General features: G+C 56.1%; 20 protein-coding genes and 2 tRNA genes. 17 read left to right on the forward strand and 5 right to left on the reverse strand.

Features of this window, described 5'->3' with window-relative positions; translation table 11 throughout:
• The first annotated feature begins 3 nt into the window (after positions 1 to 3).
• From ACMGG5_RS02535 to ureG, 9 genes are all read left to right on the forward strand, one after another.
• Positions 4 to 1,470 carry an MFS transporter gene (locus ACMGG5_RS02535; RefSeq protein WP_420277462.1) on the forward strand — a complete coding sequence of 489 codons (1,467 nt, stop codon included), beginning with the start codon at positions 4 to 6 and terminating at the stop codon, positions 1,468 to 1,470.
• Positions 1,471 to 1,586: 116 nt separating this feature from the next.
• Positions 1,587 to 2,414: an urease accessory protein UreD gene (locus tag ACMGG5_RS02540; protein WP_420277463.1), complete on the forward strand. Its 828-nt coding sequence runs from the start codon at positions 1,587 to 1,589 to the stop codon at positions 2,412 to 2,414.
• A 10-nt stretch (positions 2,415 to 2,424) separates the two neighbouring features.
• Positions 2,425 to 2,727 carry an urease subunit gamma gene (locus ACMGG5_RS02545; RefSeq protein WP_006811999.1) on the forward strand — a complete coding sequence of 101 codons (303 nt, stop codon included), beginning with the start codon at positions 2,425 to 2,427 and terminating at the stop codon, positions 2,725 to 2,727.
• 10 nt (positions 2,728 to 2,737) lie between these two features.
• Positions 2,738 to 3,052, forward strand: a complete 315-nt coding sequence (locus tag ACMGG5_RS02550; protein WP_267215636.1) for an urease subunit beta — start codon at positions 2,738 to 2,740, stop codon at positions 3,050 to 3,052.
• The gene (gene ureC / locus ACMGG5_RS02555; RefSeq protein WP_407820992.1) at positions 3,045 to 4,748 is read left to right on the forward strand and encodes an urease subunit alpha; all 1,704 of its coding nucleotides are present in this window, start codon (positions 3,045 to 3,047) and stop codon (positions 4,746 to 4,748) included. Before ACMGG5_RS02550 ends, ureC begins: the two co-directional genes overlap by 8 nt.
• Before the next feature lie 9 nt (positions 4,749 to 4,757).
• A complete protein-coding gene (gene ureE, locus ACMGG5_RS02560; protein WP_420278596.1) occupies positions 4,758 to 5,222 on the forward strand; it encodes an urease accessory protein UreE in 465 nt (154 codons plus the stop codon).
• Between the two features lie 9 nt (positions 5,223 to 5,231).
• A complete protein-coding gene (locus ACMGG5_RS02565) occupies positions 5,232 to 5,771 on the forward strand; it encodes a HupE/UreJ family protein (RefSeq protein WP_032650274.1) in 540 nt (179 codons plus the stop codon).
• Positions 5,771 to 6,445 carry an urease accessory protein UreF gene (locus ACMGG5_RS02570; RefSeq protein WP_420277465.1) on the forward strand — a complete coding sequence of 225 codons (675 nt, stop codon included), beginning with the start codon at positions 5,771 to 5,773 and terminating at the stop codon, positions 6,443 to 6,445. Before ACMGG5_RS02565 ends, ACMGG5_RS02570 begins: the two co-directional genes overlap by 1 nt.
• A gap of 9 nt (positions 6,446 to 6,454) precedes the next feature.
• Positions 6,455 to 7,072, forward strand: a complete 618-nt coding sequence (ureG, locus tag ACMGG5_RS02575) for an urease accessory protein UreG (RefSeq protein ID WP_024906473.1) — start codon at positions 6,455 to 6,457, stop codon at positions 7,070 to 7,072.
• An 87-nt stretch (positions 7,073 to 7,159) separates the two neighbouring features.
• Here ureG and tsaD read toward each other — a convergent pair whose 3' ends face one another.
• Positions 7,160 to 8,173 (reverse strand): tRNA (adenosine(37)-N6)-threonylcarbamoyltransferase complex transferase subunit TsaD, encoded by a 1,014-nt coding sequence (gene tsaD / locus ACMGG5_RS02580; protein ID WP_420277467.1) that lies wholly within the window; start codon positions 8,171 to 8,173, stop codon positions 7,160 to 7,162.
• A 236-nt stretch (positions 8,174 to 8,409) separates the two neighbouring features.
• Here tsaD and rpsU point away from each other — a divergent pair, with 236 nt between their 5' ends.
• From rpsU to rpoD, 3 genes are all read left to right on the forward strand, one after another.
• Positions 8,410 to 8,625, forward strand: coding sequence for a 30S ribosomal protein S21 (gene rpsU, locus ACMGG5_RS02585; protein ID WP_001144069.1), 216 nt, complete (start codon positions 8,410 to 8,412; stop codon positions 8,623 to 8,625).
• Positions 8,626 to 8,740: 115 nt separating this feature from the next.
• Complete coding sequence (dnaG, locus tag ACMGG5_RS02590) at positions 8,741 to 10,486, forward strand: DNA primase (protein ID WP_023294585.1); 1,746 nt, start codon at positions 8,741 to 8,743, stop codon at positions 10,484 to 10,486.
• Between the two features lie 154 nt (positions 10,487 to 10,640).
• On the forward strand, positions 10,641 to 12,488 hold the full coding sequence (gene rpoD, locus ACMGG5_RS02595) for an RNA polymerase sigma factor RpoD (protein WP_023309228.1): 1,848 nt from the start codon (positions 10,641 to 10,643) through the stop codon (positions 12,486 to 12,488).
• Between the two features lie 101 nt (positions 12,489 to 12,589).
• Here rpoD and mug read toward each other — a convergent pair whose 3' ends face one another.
• Positions 12,590 to 13,096 carry a G/U mismatch-specific DNA glycosylase gene (gene mug / locus ACMGG5_RS02600; RefSeq protein ID WP_029741755.1) on the reverse strand — a complete coding sequence of 169 codons (507 nt, stop codon included), beginning with the start codon at positions 13,094 to 13,096 and terminating at the stop codon, positions 12,590 to 12,592.
• 125 nt (positions 13,097 to 13,221) lie between these two features.
• On the opposite strand from mug, the gene ACMGG5_RS02605 reads away from it, so the two are divergent.
• Positions 13,222 to 13,297: transfer RNA gene (locus ACMGG5_RS02605), tRNA-Ile, on the forward strand.
• A gap of 167 nt (positions 13,298 to 13,464) precedes the next feature.
• Complete coding sequence (locus ACMGG5_RS02610) at positions 13,465 to 13,644, forward strand: hypothetical protein (RefSeq protein ID WP_417927745.1); 180 nt, start codon at positions 13,465 to 13,467, stop codon at positions 13,642 to 13,644.
• 1,118 nt (positions 13,645 to 14,762) lie between these two features.
• Here the strand turns inward: ACMGG5_RS02610 and ACMGG5_RS02615 are convergent.
• Together ACMGG5_RS02615 and ACMGG5_RS02620 are read right to left on the reverse strand one after the other, a co-directional pair.
• Positions 14,763 to 15,236 (reverse strand): hypothetical protein, encoded by a 474-nt coding sequence (locus ACMGG5_RS02615; RefSeq protein WP_420277469.1) that lies wholly within the window; start codon positions 15,234 to 15,236, stop codon positions 14,763 to 14,765.
• Positions 15,214 to 15,516, reverse strand: coding sequence for a polymorphic toxin type 44 domain-containing protein (locus tag ACMGG5_RS02620; protein WP_420277471.1), 303 nt, complete (start codon positions 15,514 to 15,516; stop codon positions 15,214 to 15,216). The genes ACMGG5_RS02615 and ACMGG5_RS02620 overlap by 23 nt, the downstream gene beginning before the upstream one ends.
• A 294-nt stretch (positions 15,517 to 15,810) precedes the next feature.
• Between ACMGG5_RS02620 and ACMGG5_RS02625 the strand changes: the two genes are divergently transcribed.
• Positions 15,811 to 16,302, forward strand: a complete 492-nt coding sequence (locus tag ACMGG5_RS02625; RefSeq protein ID WP_024906453.1) for an Hcp family type VI secretion system effector — start codon at positions 15,811 to 15,813, stop codon at positions 16,300 to 16,302.
• Positions 16,303 to 16,452: 150 nt separating this feature from the next.
• On the opposite strand, the gene ACMGG5_RS02630 is transcribed toward ACMGG5_RS02625, so the two are convergent.
• Positions 16,453 to 16,626, reverse strand: a complete 174-nt coding sequence (locus ACMGG5_RS02630) for a PerC family transcriptional regulator (protein WP_081112021.1) — start codon at positions 16,624 to 16,626, stop codon at positions 16,453 to 16,455.
• A gap of 72 nt (positions 16,627 to 16,698) precedes the next feature.
• Here ACMGG5_RS02630 and ACMGG5_RS02635 point away from each other — a divergent pair, with 72 nt between their 5' ends.
• Entirely contained in the window at positions 16,699 to 16,950 is a 252-nt protein-coding gene (locus tag ACMGG5_RS02635; protein ID WP_148768800.1) for a DUF2542 family protein, read from the forward strand.
• A gap of 8 nt (positions 16,951 to 16,958) precedes the next feature.
• Positions 16,959 to 17,112: transfer RNA gene (locus ACMGG5_RS02640), tRNA-Ile, on the forward strand.
• Positions 17,113 to 17,158: the final 46 nt, after the last annotated feature.

Below are 17,158 nucleotides of genomic sequence, written 5' to 3' on the forward strand. Positions count from 1 at the left end.
AAAATGACTGAAATCACAGAATCTACTCCCCTTTCAACGGCAGGTATTCCCCCTGATGGCGACATCCAGTGGGTGCGCAGTGCATCGGATGTATCACGCCTCGTTAATGACGGTTCTCAGGGCCGGGCAAACGCCCGTATCGTAGTCGGTATCGCGCTGGGCGGCATTTTCCTCGATGCCTACGATCTGGGCGCGCTGGCATTTGGCATTAAAGACATCACCCGCGAATTTAACCTGACGCCCACCGGTACCGGTATGGTGGCCTCGGCGATTACCTTTGGCGCCATTGTCGGGGCGCTGCTTGGCGGCTATCTCACGGATAAAATCGGGCGCTACCGCGTTTTTATGGCTGATATGGTGTTCTTCGTGGTGGCCGCCATCGCCTGTGCACTGGCCCCGAACGAATATGTGCTCGCGGGCGCCCGCTTTGTGATGGGGCTCGGGGTCGGGATCGATCTTCCCGTGGCGATGGCGTTTTTAAGCGAGTTCGCCAGGCTGAAAGGGCCCGGCAATAAGGCCTCCAGCGTCGCGATGTGGTGCCCCACCTGGTATGCCGCCATCAGTATCTCCTACCTGCTGGTGCTTTTCTTCTACGCCGTGCTGCCGGAAAGCCACAGCGACTGGCTGTGGCGTTTGATTCTCGGCTTTGGCGCCGTGCCCGCGCTGGTGATTATCGCCATCCGCAGCCGCTATATGAGCGAATCTCCGGTCTGGGCGGCGAATCAGGGCAACCTGAAAGAGGCGGCGTCCATTTTACGCCAGTCGTATAACATCAATGCCCACGTGCCGCAGGATGCGCTGAGCCAGCCGGCCCCTGTCGTGAATAAAGCGAAATGGTCAAACTATCTGAACCTGTTCCGCGGCATCTACTTACGCCGCACGACGCTCGCCACGCTGCTTTCCGTCGTCTCTTCGTTTGCCTATAACGCCGTGGCGTTTGGCCTGCCGGTGATCATCTCCAGCTTCTTTGTCCAGTCAATGCTGACCACCATCCTGATATCTCTGGCGCTTAACCTGCTGTTTGCCTTCGTTGGCGGACTGCTGGCGGTACGCTACGTACCGCGCTTCGGCGCCTGGCGGATGTCGCTTGCGGGTTATGCCTGCCAGCTGCTCGCGCTGCTGGGACTGGCGCTGATTGGCCGCCCTGAAGGCGCCTCTGAAGGGGTGCTCGCCGTCGCGATGCTGGCGCTATTCCTGTTCGGTCAGGGCTTTGGCCCGGGCGCGCATACCATGACGTTCGCCTCGCTGAGCTACCCGACCTCGCTGCGCGGCGTGGGTGTGGGTCTCAACCAGACGCTGATGCGCAGCAGCTCGACGCTGTCGCTGTTCCTGTTCCCGCTGCTGGTCGCCTCGCTGGATACCGCCGTGTTCTGGGTAATTGCCCTGGCGCCGTTTATCGGCCTGGCCTCGCTGCTGGCAATCCGCTGGGAGCCTTCCGGGTATGATGTGGATGCGGAGGATTACCGCTAGTCCCGCAAACCGGCTCACAAGAGCCGGTTTTTTATCCATAAGCGACTCGTATGACAGCCTTCATTTCCGCCAGGGCATACTGAAACGTATCCCGATGGTGTGGAAATGGATGCAGCATGTTAGCAGCTCAGGTCACTGATAATTCGTACAAAGGCTGGCAGGCATCGCTTGCCCTGCTGTTTTGTCACACCCCTGAGAAAACCCTCCTGCACTCCGCCCACCACGTCGGGCCGCTTACCGTTCAGCGTCCGTTTTACCCCGAAGGGGAAACCTGCCACCTTTATCTGCTGCACCCGCCGGGCGGGGTTGTGGGCGGCGATACGCTGGATATCACCGTGCGTCTGGACGCCAAAAGCCATGCGCTTATCACCATGCCCGGTGCCAGCAAGTTCTATCGCAGCAGCGGCCCACAGGCTCGCCTGAATCAGCATTTTTATCTCGAGGAAAATTCCACCCTGGAGTGGCTGCCGCAGGACACGATTATTTTTCCCGGCGCGAATGCCGCGCTGCGCTCCGTTTTTCATCTGAAGGCCTCCAGCACGCTGCTGGCGTGGGAGCTGTACTGCCTGGGCCGCCCGGTGATAAACGAAACCTTCAGTCACGGCACGCTGGAGAGCCGTCTTGAGGTGTGGGTAGATGACGAGCCGCGCCTGATTGAGCGTCAGCACCTTGGCGACGGCGATCTCACGCCCGTCGCCGGGCATCCGTGGCTCGGCACGCTGCTGTTCTACCCTGCCCGGGAAGAACATCTCGACGCGGTGCGTGAACGCCTCGCACCGCTGGAAAATTATGCAGGTGCAACGCTCACCGATGGCCTGCTGTCGGTGCGTTTTCTCTCCCACGATAACCTGATTTGTCAGCGGGTGATGCGCGACGTCTGGCAGTCGCTTCGCCCGCTTCTCACCACCAAAACCGCCTGTTCGCCGCGTATCTGGCAGACATAAGAGAAACGTTATGGAACTGACCCCCAGAGAAAAAGACAAGCTGTTGCTGTTCACCGCCGCGCTGGTTGCCGAACGCCGCCTTGCGCGCGGGGTAAAGCTCAATTACCCGGAATCAGTCGCGCTGATCAGCGCCTTCATCATGGAAGGCGCGCGCGATGGTGAAACCGTCGCCTCGCTGATGGAGGCAGGCCGCCACGTCCTGAGGCGCGACCAGGTGATGGAGGGCGTGCCGGAGATGATCCCGGATATTCAGGTCGAAGCCACCTTCCCGGACGGATCGAAGCTCGTCACCGTCCATAACCCGATCGTCTAAGGAGCACATGATGATCCCTGGCGAATATCAGATCCAGCCCGGCGCGATTGCGATCAACGTCGGGCGCGAAACCCAAGCCGTGATTGTTGAAAACCACGGCGACAGGCCGATCCAGGTCGGATCGCACTACCACTTTTACGAGGTCAACCCGGCGCTGAAGTTTGATCGTGAGGTGACCCGAGGCTACCGGCTGAACATCCCGGCGGGTACCGCCGTGCGCTTCGAGCCCGGCCAGAAGCGGGAAGTCACGCTGGTTCAGGTCGCGGGGGCGCAGCGCATTGTCGGCTTTCGCGGCGAGGTGATGGGCGAGGTGAAACATGGCTGAGATTTCGCGCCGGGCCTATGCCGATATGTTTGGCCCCACCACCGGGGATAAAGTGCGGCTGGCCGACAGCGAGCTGTGGATCGAAGTGGAAGACGATCTCACGGTCTACGGCGAAGAGGTCAAATTCGGCGGCGGAAAGGTGATCCGCGACGGAATGGGCCAGGGGCAGATGACCGCTGACGGCTGCGTGGATCTGGTTCTCACCAACGCGCTGATCGTCGATCACTGGGGGATCGTAAAAGCCGATATCGGCGTCAAGGACGGGCGGATCTTCGCCGTTGGCAAAGCCGGAAACCCGGACATTCAGCCCGGCGTGACGATCCCGATTGGCGCGGCAACGGAAGTGATTGCCTCCGAGGGGAAGATCGTCACCGCCGGCGGGATCGACACCCACATCCACTGGATCTGCCCGCAGCAGGCGGAAGAGGCGCTGGTCTCCGGCGTCACCACCATGATCGGCGGCGGCACCGGACCGGCGGCGGGCACCAACGCCACCACCTGTACGCCGGGGCCGTGGTATATCGCCCGCATGCTGCAGGCTGCCGATACGCTGCCGGTGAATATCGGCCTGCTCGGCAAAGGTAACGGCTCCAGTCCGGATGCCCTGCGCGAGCAGATTGCCGCGGGTGCCATCGGGCTTAAAATCCACGAAGACTGGGGCGCGACGCCTGCGGCGATCAACTGCTCGCTGGAGGTGGCCGAAGAGATGGACATTCAGGTGGCGCTGCACAGCGACACGCTGAACGAGTCCGGGTTTGTCGAAGATACGCTGGCCGCCATTGGCGGGCGCACAATCCACACCTTCCACACCGAAGGGGCGGGCGGTGGCCACGCGCCGGATATCATCACTGCCTGTGCGCACCCGAATATTCTGCCCTCCTCCACCAACCCGACCCTGCCCTACACGGTGAATACCATCGACGAGCATCTCGACATGCTGATGGTTTGCCATCACCTCGATCCGGATATCGCCGAGGACGTGGCGTTTGCCGAATCCCGCATTCGCCGGGAGACCATCGCCGCCGAAGACGTGCTGCACGACATCGGCGCGTTCTCGCTCACCTCGTCAGACTCTCAGGCCATGGGCCGCGTCGGGGAAGTGATTATCCGCACCTGGCAGGTCGCGCACCGCATGAAGGTCCAGCGCGGCGCGCTGCCGGAAGAGACCGGCGAGAACGATAACTTCCGCGTGAAGCGCTATGTCGCCAAATACACCATCAACCCGGCGTTGACCCACGGTATCGCCCATGAGGTCGGTTCGATTGAGGCGGGCAAGCTGGCGGATCTGGTCGTCTGGTCTCCGGCGTTCTTCGGCGTCAAACCCGCCACCATCGTCAAGGGCGGGATGATCGCCTGCGCGCCGATGGGGGATATCAACGCCTCAATCCCCACGCCGCAGCCGGTGCATTACCGCCCGATGTTTGGCGCGCTGGGCGCCGCGCGCCACGCCACCCGACTGACGTTTGTCTCGCAGGCGGCCAGTGCGAACGGTATCCCGCAGCAGCTCAACCTGCAAAGCGCCACCGCGGTGGTAAAAGGCTGCCGGACGGTGAAAAAGGCGGACATGATCCACAACGGGCTGCAGCCGAATATCACCGTCGACTCGCAAACCTACGAGGTGCGCGTCGACGGCGAACTGATTACCAGCGAACCGGCTGACGTTCTGCCGATGGCGCAACGCTATTTCCTGTTTTGAGGAGTGATGATGATCTATTTAACCCAACGCCTGGACCATGCGCATCAGACTACCGCCAGCGTCACGCTGCCGATTGACGTGCGGGTGAAAAGCCGCGCCCGCGTGGCGCTGAACGACGGCCGCGAAGCCGGGCTGATGCTGCCGCGCGGCCTGCTGCTGCGCGGGGGCGACCTGCTGACTACCGACGACGGCAGCGAGGTGATTGAAGTGATCGCCGCCCCGGAGTCGGTTTCCGTGGTGCGCTGTGCCGATCCGTTCCTGCTCGCCCGCGCCTGCTTCCACCTGGGCAACCGCCACGTGCCGCTGCAGATCATGCCCGGCGAGCTGCGCTATCACCACGACCACGTTCTCGACGACATGCTGCGCCAGTTCGGGCTGGACGTGGGCTACGCCAGCCTGCCGTTTGAACCGGAAGCGGGCGCTTATACCAGCGGTGCCCACAGCCACGGCCATTCTCACGCTCATTCACATTAAGGATCCATCATGCGCAAGTATTTACCGCTGTTACTGCTGGCTTTTTCCGTTCCCGCGCTCGCGCATCCCGGCCACGGTGCCGACAGCTTTCAGGCCGGTTTTTTCCACCCGCTGACCGGGCTCGATCATCTCCTGATGCTGACCGGTGCAGGCGTGCTCTCGGCGCTGAGCGGCCGCAAACTCCTGCTGCCGTTTGCCACCCTCGGGATGATGCTTGTCGGCGCCATTGCGGGCAGCCTGCTCGGCGGCTTTAGCGGCATGGAGATGCTGATTATCGCCTCGCTGGCGGTCAGCGGCGTGATGATGTTTAAAACGGAAAATCGTCTGCTGCTGGCGGTGCCTGCCCTGGCGATGTTCCACGGCTGGGCGCACGGCGTGGAGATGTCCGGCCACAGCTTCTGGCTCTTCACCAGCGGCTTTATGCTGGCCAGCGCCGCGGTGCTGTGCGCCAGCTTTGCCGCAGGGCTGCTGCTGCGCCGTCACGACGGTCTGCGTAAAACCTTCGGCGGCGGGCTGATTGTCTCCGCCCTGCTGGCGCTGATGAGCTGATGGAGCACGCCCGCCAGAGGCTGCGCCTGATGCAGCTCTCCAGCAGCAGCCTGCCGGTCGGGTCGTTTACCTGGTCCCAGGGGCTGGAGTGGGCCGTTGAGTCGGGCTGGGTCACGGACGCCGGGGCCTTTAAACGCTGGCAAATACAGCAGATGGAGCAGAGCTTTTTCTGCGTCGATCTGCCGCTGTTTATCCGTCTTTATCAGGCCTGTGAGCAATCCTCTCTTACAAATGCAAAACGCTGGACGGCATACCTTCTCGCCTGCCGTGAAACGCGCGAGCTGCGCGAAGAGGAGCGCAACCGTGGGGCGGCCTTTACGCGACTGATTAAGAGCTGGGAACCTGACTGTCCGCCCGAATGGCTGCCGCTGTTTATGCAAAGCCAGCTCTGCGGCATGGCCTGGCTCGGCGTACGCTGGGGCATTAACGTGCGCGAGCTGGCGCTGAGCCTGGGATACAGCTGGATTGAGAGCGCGGTGATGGCAGGCGTCAAGCTGGTGCCTTTTGGGCAGCAGGCCGCACAGCAGCTGATTATCGAACTGAGCGACCACTACGCCGCTGGTTTTGAACAGGCATTTTTACGTCGCGACGACGCGCTGGGGGCAGCAACGCCGCTGTCCGCCATCGCCTCCGCGCGCCACGAAACCCAATATTCACGACTATTCCGTTCCTGAGGAGTCAACATGGCTGATTACAAACATCCCCTGCGCGTGGGCGTGGGTGGCCCGGTAGGGTCGGGCAAAACCGCGCTGCTGGAAGCGCTCTGCAAGGCGATGCGCGATACCTACCATCTTGCGGTGGTAACCAACGATATCTACACCAAAGAGGATCAACGCATCCTGACCGAAGCGGGCGCGCTGGCGCCGGAGCGCATTGTGGGCGTGGAGACCGGCGGCTGCCCGCATACCGCCATCCGCGAAGACGCCTCAATGAACCTGGCGGCGGTGGAAGCGCTCAGCGAGAAGTTCGGCAATCTGGATCTGATCTTCGTTGAAAGCGGCGGCGATAACCTGAGCGCGACGTTCAGCCCGGAGCTGGCGGATTTGACTATTTACGTGATCGACGTGGCCGAAGGGGAAAAAATCCCGCGCAAGGGCGGGCCGGGGATCACCAAATCCGATTTTCTGGTGATCAACAAAACCGATCTCGCGCCGTACGTCGGTGCGTCGCTGGAGGTGATGGAGCGCGATACCAACCGCATGCGCGGCGAGCGTCCATGGACCTTTACCAACCTGAAGGCGGGGGACGGTTTAGCGACGATTATTGCGTTTCTGGAAGAGAAAGGGATGCTGCGGGTGTAGTGCGGTTTGTTGCCGGGTGGCGGCTTCGCCTGACCCGGCTTACAAAACCGTAGACCCGGTAAGCGCAGCGCCACCGGACAAAAAAACTCACGCCTCAGGCAGTTCCGCCAGCGGCCAGCGCGGACGCACGGACACGCTCAGGTCGGACGTTACGCCAGCGTTCAGGCGCACCATACCCGCGTAGGCGATCATCGCCCCGTTATCGGTACAGAATTCCGGACGGGCATAGAACACTTCCCCGCGACGCTTTTGCATCATCTCGGCGAGCTTCGCGCGCAGCGTACGGTTGGCGCTCACGCCGCCCGCCATCACCAGACGCTTGAAGCCGGTCTGATCCAGCGCGCGCTTGCACTTGATCATCAGCGTATCCACCACCGCATCTTCAAACGCGCGGGCGATATCGGCGCGGGTCTGCTCGCTGTCATCGTTATTGCGGATCGTATTGGCCGCGAAGGTTTTCAGCCCGGAGAAGCTGAAGTCCAGCCCCGGACGGTCGGTCATCGGACGCGGGAAGACAAAGCGCCCTTCCGTTCCCTGTGACGCCATTTTCGACAGCATCGGGCCGCCAGGGTAATCCAGCCCCAGCAGCTTGGCAGTTTTGTCGAACGCTTCACCGGCGGCATCGTCGATCGACTCGCCCAGCAGCTCGTACTTGCCAATGCCCGTGACGCTAATCAGCTGCGTGTGACCGCCGGAGACCAGCAGCGCCACAAACGGAAATTCAGGCGGATTCTCTTCCAGCATCGGCGCCAGAAGGTGCCCTTCCATATGATGAACCGGGATCGCCGGCACATCCCACGCGAAGGCCAGCGAACGGCCAACCGTTGCGCCAACCAGCAGCGCGCCGACCAGGCCCGGGCCTGCGGTATACGCCACTGCATCAATCTCTTTTGCCGTTAATCCTGCTTCTTTCAGCGCCGCCTGAATCAGGGGAACCGTTTTACGCACGTGGTCACGAGAGGCCAGTTCAGGCACGACGCCGCCGTAGTCAGCGTGCAATTTCACCTGACTATACAGCTGGTTGGCCAGAAGCCCTTTTTCGTCGTCGTAAATGGCGATGCCGGTTTCATCGCAGGATGTTTCAATACCCAGTACACGCATGACTTGTTTTACCTCGTTTCAATACCGCGCAGTGTAGAGCCTGGGCGGGTTGATGTAAAACTTTGTTCGCCCCAGGAAGAAGGCTCGTGTATACTCCTCACCCTTATTAAAGTCCCTTTCAAAATCGCATCGGTGCTTTACAAAGCAGCAGCATTTGCAGTAAAATTCCGCACCATTTTGAAATAAGCTGGCGTTGATGCCAGCGGCAAACCGAATTTATTAAAGGTGAGAGTTACATGCCGGTAATTAAAGTACGTGAAAACGAGCCGTTCGACGTAGCACTGCGTCGCTTCAAACGTTCATGCGAGAAAGCAGGTGTTCTGGCTGAAGTTCGTCGTCGTGAGTTTTATGAAAAACCAACGACCGAACGTAAGCGCGCTAAAGCTTCCGCTGTGAAACGTCACGCGAAGAAACTGGCTCGCGAAAACGCACGCCGTACTCGTCTGTACTAATTGGTTGAGGGCCTCAGCCCTCAATTGACAGACAGAGTAATAGTCGTAAGGCCGTGCTTCCGGAAGGAATGCGCGGCTTGTTTTCGTTTATAAGTCGCTTAAAATTTTGGGGCATATGGCCGGAAGAATCCCACGCGTTTTCATCAATGACCTGCTTGCCAGAACCGACATCGTCGATCTCATCGACGCGCGGGTAAAGCTGAAAAAGCAGGGCAAGAACTACCATGCGTGCTGTCCGTTCCATAACGAAAAAACCCCCTCCTTCACCGTAAACGGTGAAAAGCAGTTCTACCATTGCTTCGGCTGTGGCGCACACGGTAATGCCGTCGATTTTTTGATGAACTACGACAAGCTCGAGTTCGTTGAAACCGTCGAAGAGCTGGCGGCGATGCATAACCTTGAAGTGCCGTATGAAGCAGGCAGTGGGCCAAGTCAGATCGAGCGCCATCAACGGCAAACGCTGTATCAACTGATGGATGGCCTGAATTCGTTTTACCAACAGTCTCTTAAGCACTCTGCGGCTGAGCCTGCGCGTCAGTATCTGAACAAGCGCGGACTGAGCGACGATGTCATTGCGCGTTTCGCTATTGGCTACGCCCCGCCCGGCTGGGACAACGTGTTAAAGCGTTTTGGCGGCAATAGCGAAGATCGTAAGTCTCTTATCGATGCAGGCATGCTGGTCACCAATGACCAGGGACGAAGCTACGATCGCTTCCGCGAACGGGTGATGTTCCCAATCCGCGACAAGCGAGGCCGGGTAATTGGTTTTGGTGGTCGCGTGCTGGGTGATGCCCTGCCGAAGTACCTCAACTCCCCGGAAACCGATATTTTCCATAAAGGCCGCCAGCTTTACGGTCTTTATGAGGCGCAGCAGGATAACGCGGAACCTCCGCGTCTTCTGGTCGTCGAAGGCTATATGGACGTCGTGGCACTGGCGCAGTACGACATCAACTACGCGGTTGCGTCGTTAGGAACGTCCACGACAGCGGATCACATTCAACTGCTGTTCCGCGTGACCAACAACGTGATTTGCTGTTACGACGGTGACCGCGCAGGACGCGACGCCGCCTGGCGCGCGCTGGAAACCGCGCTACCCTATATGACCGACGGGCGTCAGCTACGCTTTATGTTTCTGCCCGACGGTGAAGACCCGGATACGCTGGTGCGTAAAGAGGGCAAAGCGGCGTTTGAAGCGCGGATGGAGCAGGCTCAGCCGCTCTCCACGTTTTTGTTTAACAGCCTGATGCCGCAGGTCGATTTGAGTACCCCTGACGGGCGCGCGCAGCTCAGCACGCTGGCGCTGCCGTTAATCAGTCAGGTGCCCGGCGAAACGCTGCGCATCTATCTGCGTCAGGAGTTAGGCAACAAGCTCGGCATTCTGGATGACAGCCAGCTTGAACGTTTAATGCCTAAACAGGCTGAAAACGGCGCGGTTCGCCCCGCGCCTCAGCTAAAACGCACAACCATGCGTATACTTATAGGGTTACTGGTGCAAAACCCCGAACTGGCGCCACAGGTGCCGTCGCTGGCGGGTTTGAACCACGAAAAATTGCCCGGACTTGGCTTATTTTCAGAACTGGTCAACACGTGTTTATCACAGCCAGGTCTGACCACCGGACAACTTTTAGAACATTATCGCGGCACAAAAGAGGCCGCTACCCTTGAAAAATTGTCGATGTGGGACGATATAGCAGATAAGGATATTGCAGAAAAAACGTTCACCGACTCACTCAACCATATGTTTGATTCGATGCTTGAGCTGCGCCAGGAAGAGTTGATAGCTCGCGAGCGCACACACGGTTTAAGCAGCGAAGAACGCCGGGAGCTCTGGATGATTAACCAGGAACTGGCGAAGAAATAAAGAAATTTAACGGCTTAAGTGCCGAATATCGATCGGGAAGCCCCCGGCAGCCGCACTGAGAGGCAGCGGCAAAAATATAAGTACGCCCTCGCTTTAAAGGTTGGCAGCCCCATCGCCGACACCAATCAAACGAATTAAGTGTGGATACCGTCTTATGGAGCAAAACCCGCAGTCACAGCTGAAACTTCTTGTCCAACGTGGTAAGGAGCAAGGCTATCTGACCTATGCCGAGGTCAATGACCATCTGCCGGAAGATATCGTCGATTCAGATCAAATCGAAGACATCATCCAAATGATCAATGACATGGGCATTCAGGTGATGGAAGAAGCACCGGATGCCGATGATCTGTTGCTGGCTGAAACCTCCAACAACACTGACGAAGATGCGGAAGAAGCTGCTGCACAGGTACTGTCCAGCGTGGAATCTGAAATCGGGCGTACCACTGACCCGGTCCGCATGTACATGCGCGAAATGGGTACCGTTGAACTGTTGACCCGCGAAGGCGAAATTGACATCGCAAAACGCATCGAAGACGGGATCAACCAGGTTCAGTGCTCTGTTGCCGAGTACCCTGAAGCGATTACCTATCTGCTGGAGCAGTACGATCGCGTTGAAGCGGAAGAAGCGCGCCTGTCTGACCTGATCACCGGTTTTGTCGACCCGAACGCTGAAGAAGATATGGCGCCTACCGCCACTCACGTCGGTTCTGAACTGTCTCAGGAAGAGATGGATGATGACGAAGACGAAGATGAGGAAGAGAGCGACGACGATACTGCGGACGATGACAACAGCATCGACCCGGAGCTGGCGCGCGAGAAGTTTGCCGAGCTGCGTACCCAGTACGAAGTGACGCGTGACACCATCAAAGCGAAAGGCCGCAGCCATGCTGCCGCACAGGAAGAGATCCTGAAACTGTCTGAAGTATTCAAACAGTTCCGCCTGGTGCCAAAACAGTTCGACTACCTGGTAAACAGCATGCGCGTGATGATGGATCGCGTACGTACCCAGGAACGCATCATCATGAAGCTGTGTGTTGAGCAGTGCAAAATGCCGAAGAAGAACTTCATCACCCTCTTCACCGGCAACGAAACCAGCGAAACCTGGTTCAACGCGGCTATCGCGATGAACAAGCCATGGTCTGAAAAACTGCACGACGTGAAGGACGATGTGCATCGCGGCCTGCAGAAACTGCATCAGATTGAAGAAGAGACCGGCCTGACCATCGAGCAGGTTAAAGATATCAACCGTCGTATGTCCATCGGTGAAGCGAAAGCCCGCCGTGCGAAGAAAGAGATGGTTGAAGCGAACTTGCGTCTGGTTATCTCTATCGCCAAGAAATACACCAACCGTGGTCTGCAGTTCCTGGATCTGATTCAGGAAGGCAACATCGGTCTGATGAAAGCGGTAGATAAGTTTGAATACCGTCGTGGTTACAAGTTCTCCACCTACGCAACCTGGTGGATCCGTCAGGCGATCACCCGCTCTATCGCGGATCAGGCGCGCACCATCCGTATTCCGGTGCATATGATTGAGACCATCAACAAGCTCAACCGTATTTCCCGCCAGATGCTGCAGGAGATGGGCCGCGAGCCGACGCCGGAAGAGCTGGCCGAGCGCATGCTGATGCCGGAAGACAAGATCCGTAAAGTGCTGAAGATCGCCAAAGAGCCAATCTCCATGGAAACACCAATTGGTGATGATGAAGATTCGCATCTGGGTGATTTCATCGAGGATACCACCCTCGAGCTGCCGCTGGACTCTGCAACCACCGAGAGCCTGCGTGCCGCAACGCACGACGTTCTGGCTGGCCTGACCGCCCGTGAAGCGAAAGTCCTGCGTATGCGTTTCGGTATTGATATGAACACCGACCACACGCTGGAAGAAGTGGGTAAACAGTTCGACGTTACCCGCGAACGTATCCGTCAGATCGAAGCGAAGGCGCTGCGTAAGCTGCGTCACCCAAGCCGCTCTGAAGTGCTGCGTAGCTTCCTGGACGACTAACCGGTCCTGACCGTGAAAAAGCTCCCAATCGGGAGCTTTTTTTTGTTTATTCCCTCTCCCTGTGGGAGAGGGCCAGGGTGAGGGCATCAGGCCGCAGAGGATTACAGCCCCCGCACCATCAGCGCCTCATCCAGCTCCCGATACGCCTCTACCAGCTTATCCAGCGTCGCTCTGTTGAGCCCGCTTGGATTTGGCAGCACCCATACCTGCGTCACGCCAATCATGATGCTCTGTTTGCCCCACTGCGTTCCGCGCTGGCTAAACGCCTGCTCGTAGGCCTGCTTGCCGAGGATCGCCAGCGCGGCCGGCTGATAATCCTCTATCTTCTTGATCAGCTCCCGCCCGCCGCTGCGCAGCTCATGCAGGTTGACCTCACTCGCCTGTACCGTCGGCCGCTCGACCAGCATGGTAATGCCGCAGCGCGTATCCAGCAGATGCTGCTCCTCTTCAGGCTTGAGTAACCTGTCGGTAAACCCGGCCTGGTAGATCACCTTCCAGAAGCGATTCCCCGGATGGGCGAAGTGAAAACCGGTGTGCGCCGAGGACTTGCCCGGGTTAATTCCGCAGAACACCACCCGCAGGCCAGGGGCCAGAATATCGTTGATCATCTTTACTCCCGCTCAATACATCGTCAGGGAAGTATAAAGGATTGATTATGCGTTGTTTATAAAAACAGCAGGCAGGTGTGAATGGCTGGATTGCTGCGGGGAGTTACTTTATAATTCACCGCCACGGCCCCTTAGCTCAGTGGTTAGAGCAGGCGACTCATAATCGCTTGGTCGCTGGTTCAAGTCCAGCAGGGGCCACCAGACACCGCAATGGCTGGCGGGGAGTCACCCACCAGCCTGATTTTTCCGGGGCTATACCGGGGATTTCCAAAAAATTAACCATAGTGATTCATGGTTAATTTATGACAGTTCATACACTCCTGGAATTAACCAGCTTCATGCAGTAACCACTACTGCAAGGGGTATGAATGAAACGGTTCTTCATCACTGCTTCGGTTCTGTTTGCCACTCTCAATAATGCTCATGCTGGCTGTTACTATGCCTGTAGAAACCTAACGAATGAAAAAGCGCTGCTGATTTTCGGCCTTCTACTTTTGCTTTTCGCTGGGCTGGGAGTTTGGGGCAGCATTGATAGCCTCAAAAAATAAACTGCCCTCCTTACTTTTCTGTGTTTTGCTGGCCGTAGTGAATTTTTCTGGACTGATCTCCATGTACTTCATCGGCGGTTATGGTTTTCTTGGCGCGGTCGTCGGCACAGGCTTACTGATGTTCCTCAGTCCGAAAGGTGTTTAAAACACCATCCCACCAGCACGTCAGATGCCTGCATTGTTCGTTACCCTAATTTTTTATTTTCGCGGGTGTAAAAATTCGATGAAGCGGGCCGTTCCGCAAAATGAAAGGCTCTGGGATTGATCCTCCCCCTCCTATCCATGGGTATGCAGCAAGATAAACCGATACAGAAAAGCTAAATATACACCTGTATATTTTGGTTATCTGTTACGAGTCTGATGCTGGTGGTAGCCCAGTAGCGAGGTTTCAGATAGTCAGTATGGGAACGTGTCAGGAATGGTTATAAAGCGTAAATGCCCTGTCTAGCCACAGAACGTAAAACGTAGCATCGCGCTTGTAACCTACCATGGGTACCTTGCTACAGAAGCGGAATGCAATAAGCTCCACGTCTTCGGTAACATGAGCGGGGATGGCCGCCTTGATTGAGTTACGGGAGATTTTTTCGTATCCGAATTTATGCCAGTGCTGCTGGCGGATATCCGCCCATGAAAGTTGACTCAACCGGAAAAGCTTATCAGTTAATGCTGCCTTTTCTTTTTGCTCGCAGCAATCAACGCAAAAACCCTTTTGAAGGTATGCCCCAAAAACCTTATCATTTTTTAACAGCTAACAGGGTAAGGCATATCCGCGAATTATCAGGCCTTCCCCTGCCAAAAAACCCGCTAGACATACCGCCGACATGTGTTTTGAGACGATCGAAGCATCATGATGATTCCCGAAATCATTAAACCAAAAGTTGCGAATTCGCAGATCGTATGTGGGGGATTCTGGCTGTAATTTTTGCAGGGAAGTTCTTCCCTGGCAACATCAACCGGATCTCACTCACGCCCCAGCCATTGACCTGCAGGGGCAATAACCCAATTTGTGCCCGGCGGGCAATCACAATGTACCTTTGATCCATGAACCGCTACGGGTACGCCGTGAAAACTTACACGCGGCTAATCGGGTCATTGACCCGACTGCAAGGGGATTTTTACTATCGACTAAATTTCCCCTTGTCCCTGCCCTCGCCGCGGGCCGTTAAGTCGATTAACGGCGCGGCCGCTATTCCCTCAGCATCATAAAAAAATGCGGACGTTGTAAAGCTGTACACGGTGCCATAAACAGTAAATGAGATATTGTTGCCTATACCGTCAACTTTCACACGGGCGGTGTTCGCTGTAAGCGTTGGGGCGATATGTTGTTTTTCGAGAGCCACCAGCGGATCGCCGTCAATCTTGCTTGCTAAAAAATAACGATATACTTCCCCTGTGGTCATGTTCGAGCCGTCATACTCAGTAATGTATAACCAGGTCCGGGACGTGAGCTGGCGAACTTCATAAAGCCGATCACTAACAGTTAAACGCTGTATATGCTGGAAATAACAGTACCCAGCGATCACGATGGCCATCGTAATTGTAGCCACCCAATGCAACGCCTTAAACGCCCTAATAGTGGTGCTGCTTAACATAGTCTATGCCTTGCTTTAACCAAAATTGGTCCATCGGATCATCACCAAACGGCGGGGCCCCCGTGAAATTCCCCCACTCTGGTCTTGATGTGCCGGCTTTCCACTGCGCCGCGCCGGCGGCAATAAGCAAAATCTTTGCAGGTATGCACGCTGCATAACCCACTGCGCCGTAATGAAAATTCCCGAAGTCAGCGTAAGCCCGTTTTTGTTGTTTGTAATCCCACACCCCGCCGTTTCTTACTCGCTCATAAAACCACGTATACGTAAGCGGGGTAGCCATATCCTGGACTCCGTGACGCGCCCGCGCGAGCCTAATGTGTTCGCGCAAAATTTCCAGCCCGCGGGGCGGGTAAATCGGTATACATGCCATCGTTATTCCCTTTTGCCTGGCAAAACCAGCAACATAAGAGCAACGGCGCTGCACGGTACTGTTTGAGATCAATCAATCATTTTTATTATTAATATCAATACTTAACGCGTTTTAATCACTCATACCGATAACACAATTTGTATCACCTGCGATCCGGTTTTAGCCGTTTAATGAGGGTTTACCCTCATAAAATGGAGTTTTAAAATGGCTATTCCAGCTTACATGTGGCTTAAAGACGATGGCGGCAACCTGATCAGGGGGTCTGTAGATGTTCAGGATCGTGAAAGTAGCGTAGAAATTCTCTCTTTTAGTCACGGCTTGCTTGTTCCAACCGATAGCAACACGGGCAAAATCACGGGTACACGCTTACATGCGCCGCTTATGATCGAGAAAGAATTTGATAGCTCCAGCCCGTATCTCTATAAAGCGGTAGCAACCGGCCAGACGCTTAAAAGCGTTGAAATTAAGTGGTACAGAATCAACGACGCGGGGCAAGAGGTCGAGTATTTCAACATGCTGCTTGAGAATGTGCGGGTAGTCAGCATTAACCCAGTTATGCATAACTGCAAAGAGCCAGGTTTACAGATGCATAATCATAATGAGGGCGTACAGCTGCGCTATGAGCGGATCACCTGGAAGTATTGCGATGGGAACGTCCAATATTCAGACGCATGGAACGAGCGTGTAACAGCGTAAAAAAAAGGGGGCGGTTAATCCGCCCTATATTGTTTTTAGTGCCAATTCTCTCGCCCCCTGGGTCTGCCAGCACGTAGCCTCCCTCGATAGCAATACCCCGCTCGATCACCCGGTGCCGGCTCTCCGCACTTCTTATACGTTTGGGGTATTTTAATCATGCTTTATGCTGTTAAGCATTCTCTGGCAGTTATTGCGGCGTACCGCTGCCGCTGCGCGCGTTTTATCGGTCTGGTCTGGCAAATACATCACCTCCAGCCAGCGCGTTGCTGCGCGTCTCCATAGCTCCAAATTTTCGAGTTTCTCGGCTACGCTCACTTTGCACATGACCACCTGAATGAAGCGACATTGCTCAACCCACTAACACTTTTTTAAGGCGTTATTTTTATAAGACAAGCTATGGAATGGGATACATTATTAGTATTGACCTGTGTACTTCTTTGCGGATTGTGGATGATTTTTCATTCAGCAAAAGCTCTTAGAAGTGGGGTCTTCGTCGGCTGGTATAAAGGCACATATGAAAATTACTACATCTACCGATCCGAAACACCTATCTACTTCTACTGGTATAACACTGTGTTTTCGCTGTTCGGCTCCTTTATGATTGGTTTAGCCCTCTACCTCTTGAATGGCGATTATCATTTTTTATAGGCATCATTGGCAGCAAAATGGCAGCAGACCTATTCACTATGCTTTCATATTTGAAATTATTCGATGCAAAAACCCATTAAAAAGTAATTTCTTGTTTTATAAGTCTTTAAATTGGGACTCAAAATCGCCAGGTTGCTGGTTCAAGTCCAGCAGGGGCCACCAAATTTTAGTTTTAGAATCATATGATTAAGCCACTCGATTGAGTGGC

Source organism: Enterobacter sp. BNK-34, from assembly GCF_048684445.1.
Lineage (GTDB): Bacteria > Pseudomonadota > Gammaproteobacteria > Enterobacterales > Enterobacteriaceae > Enterobacter > Enterobacter pseudoroggenkampii.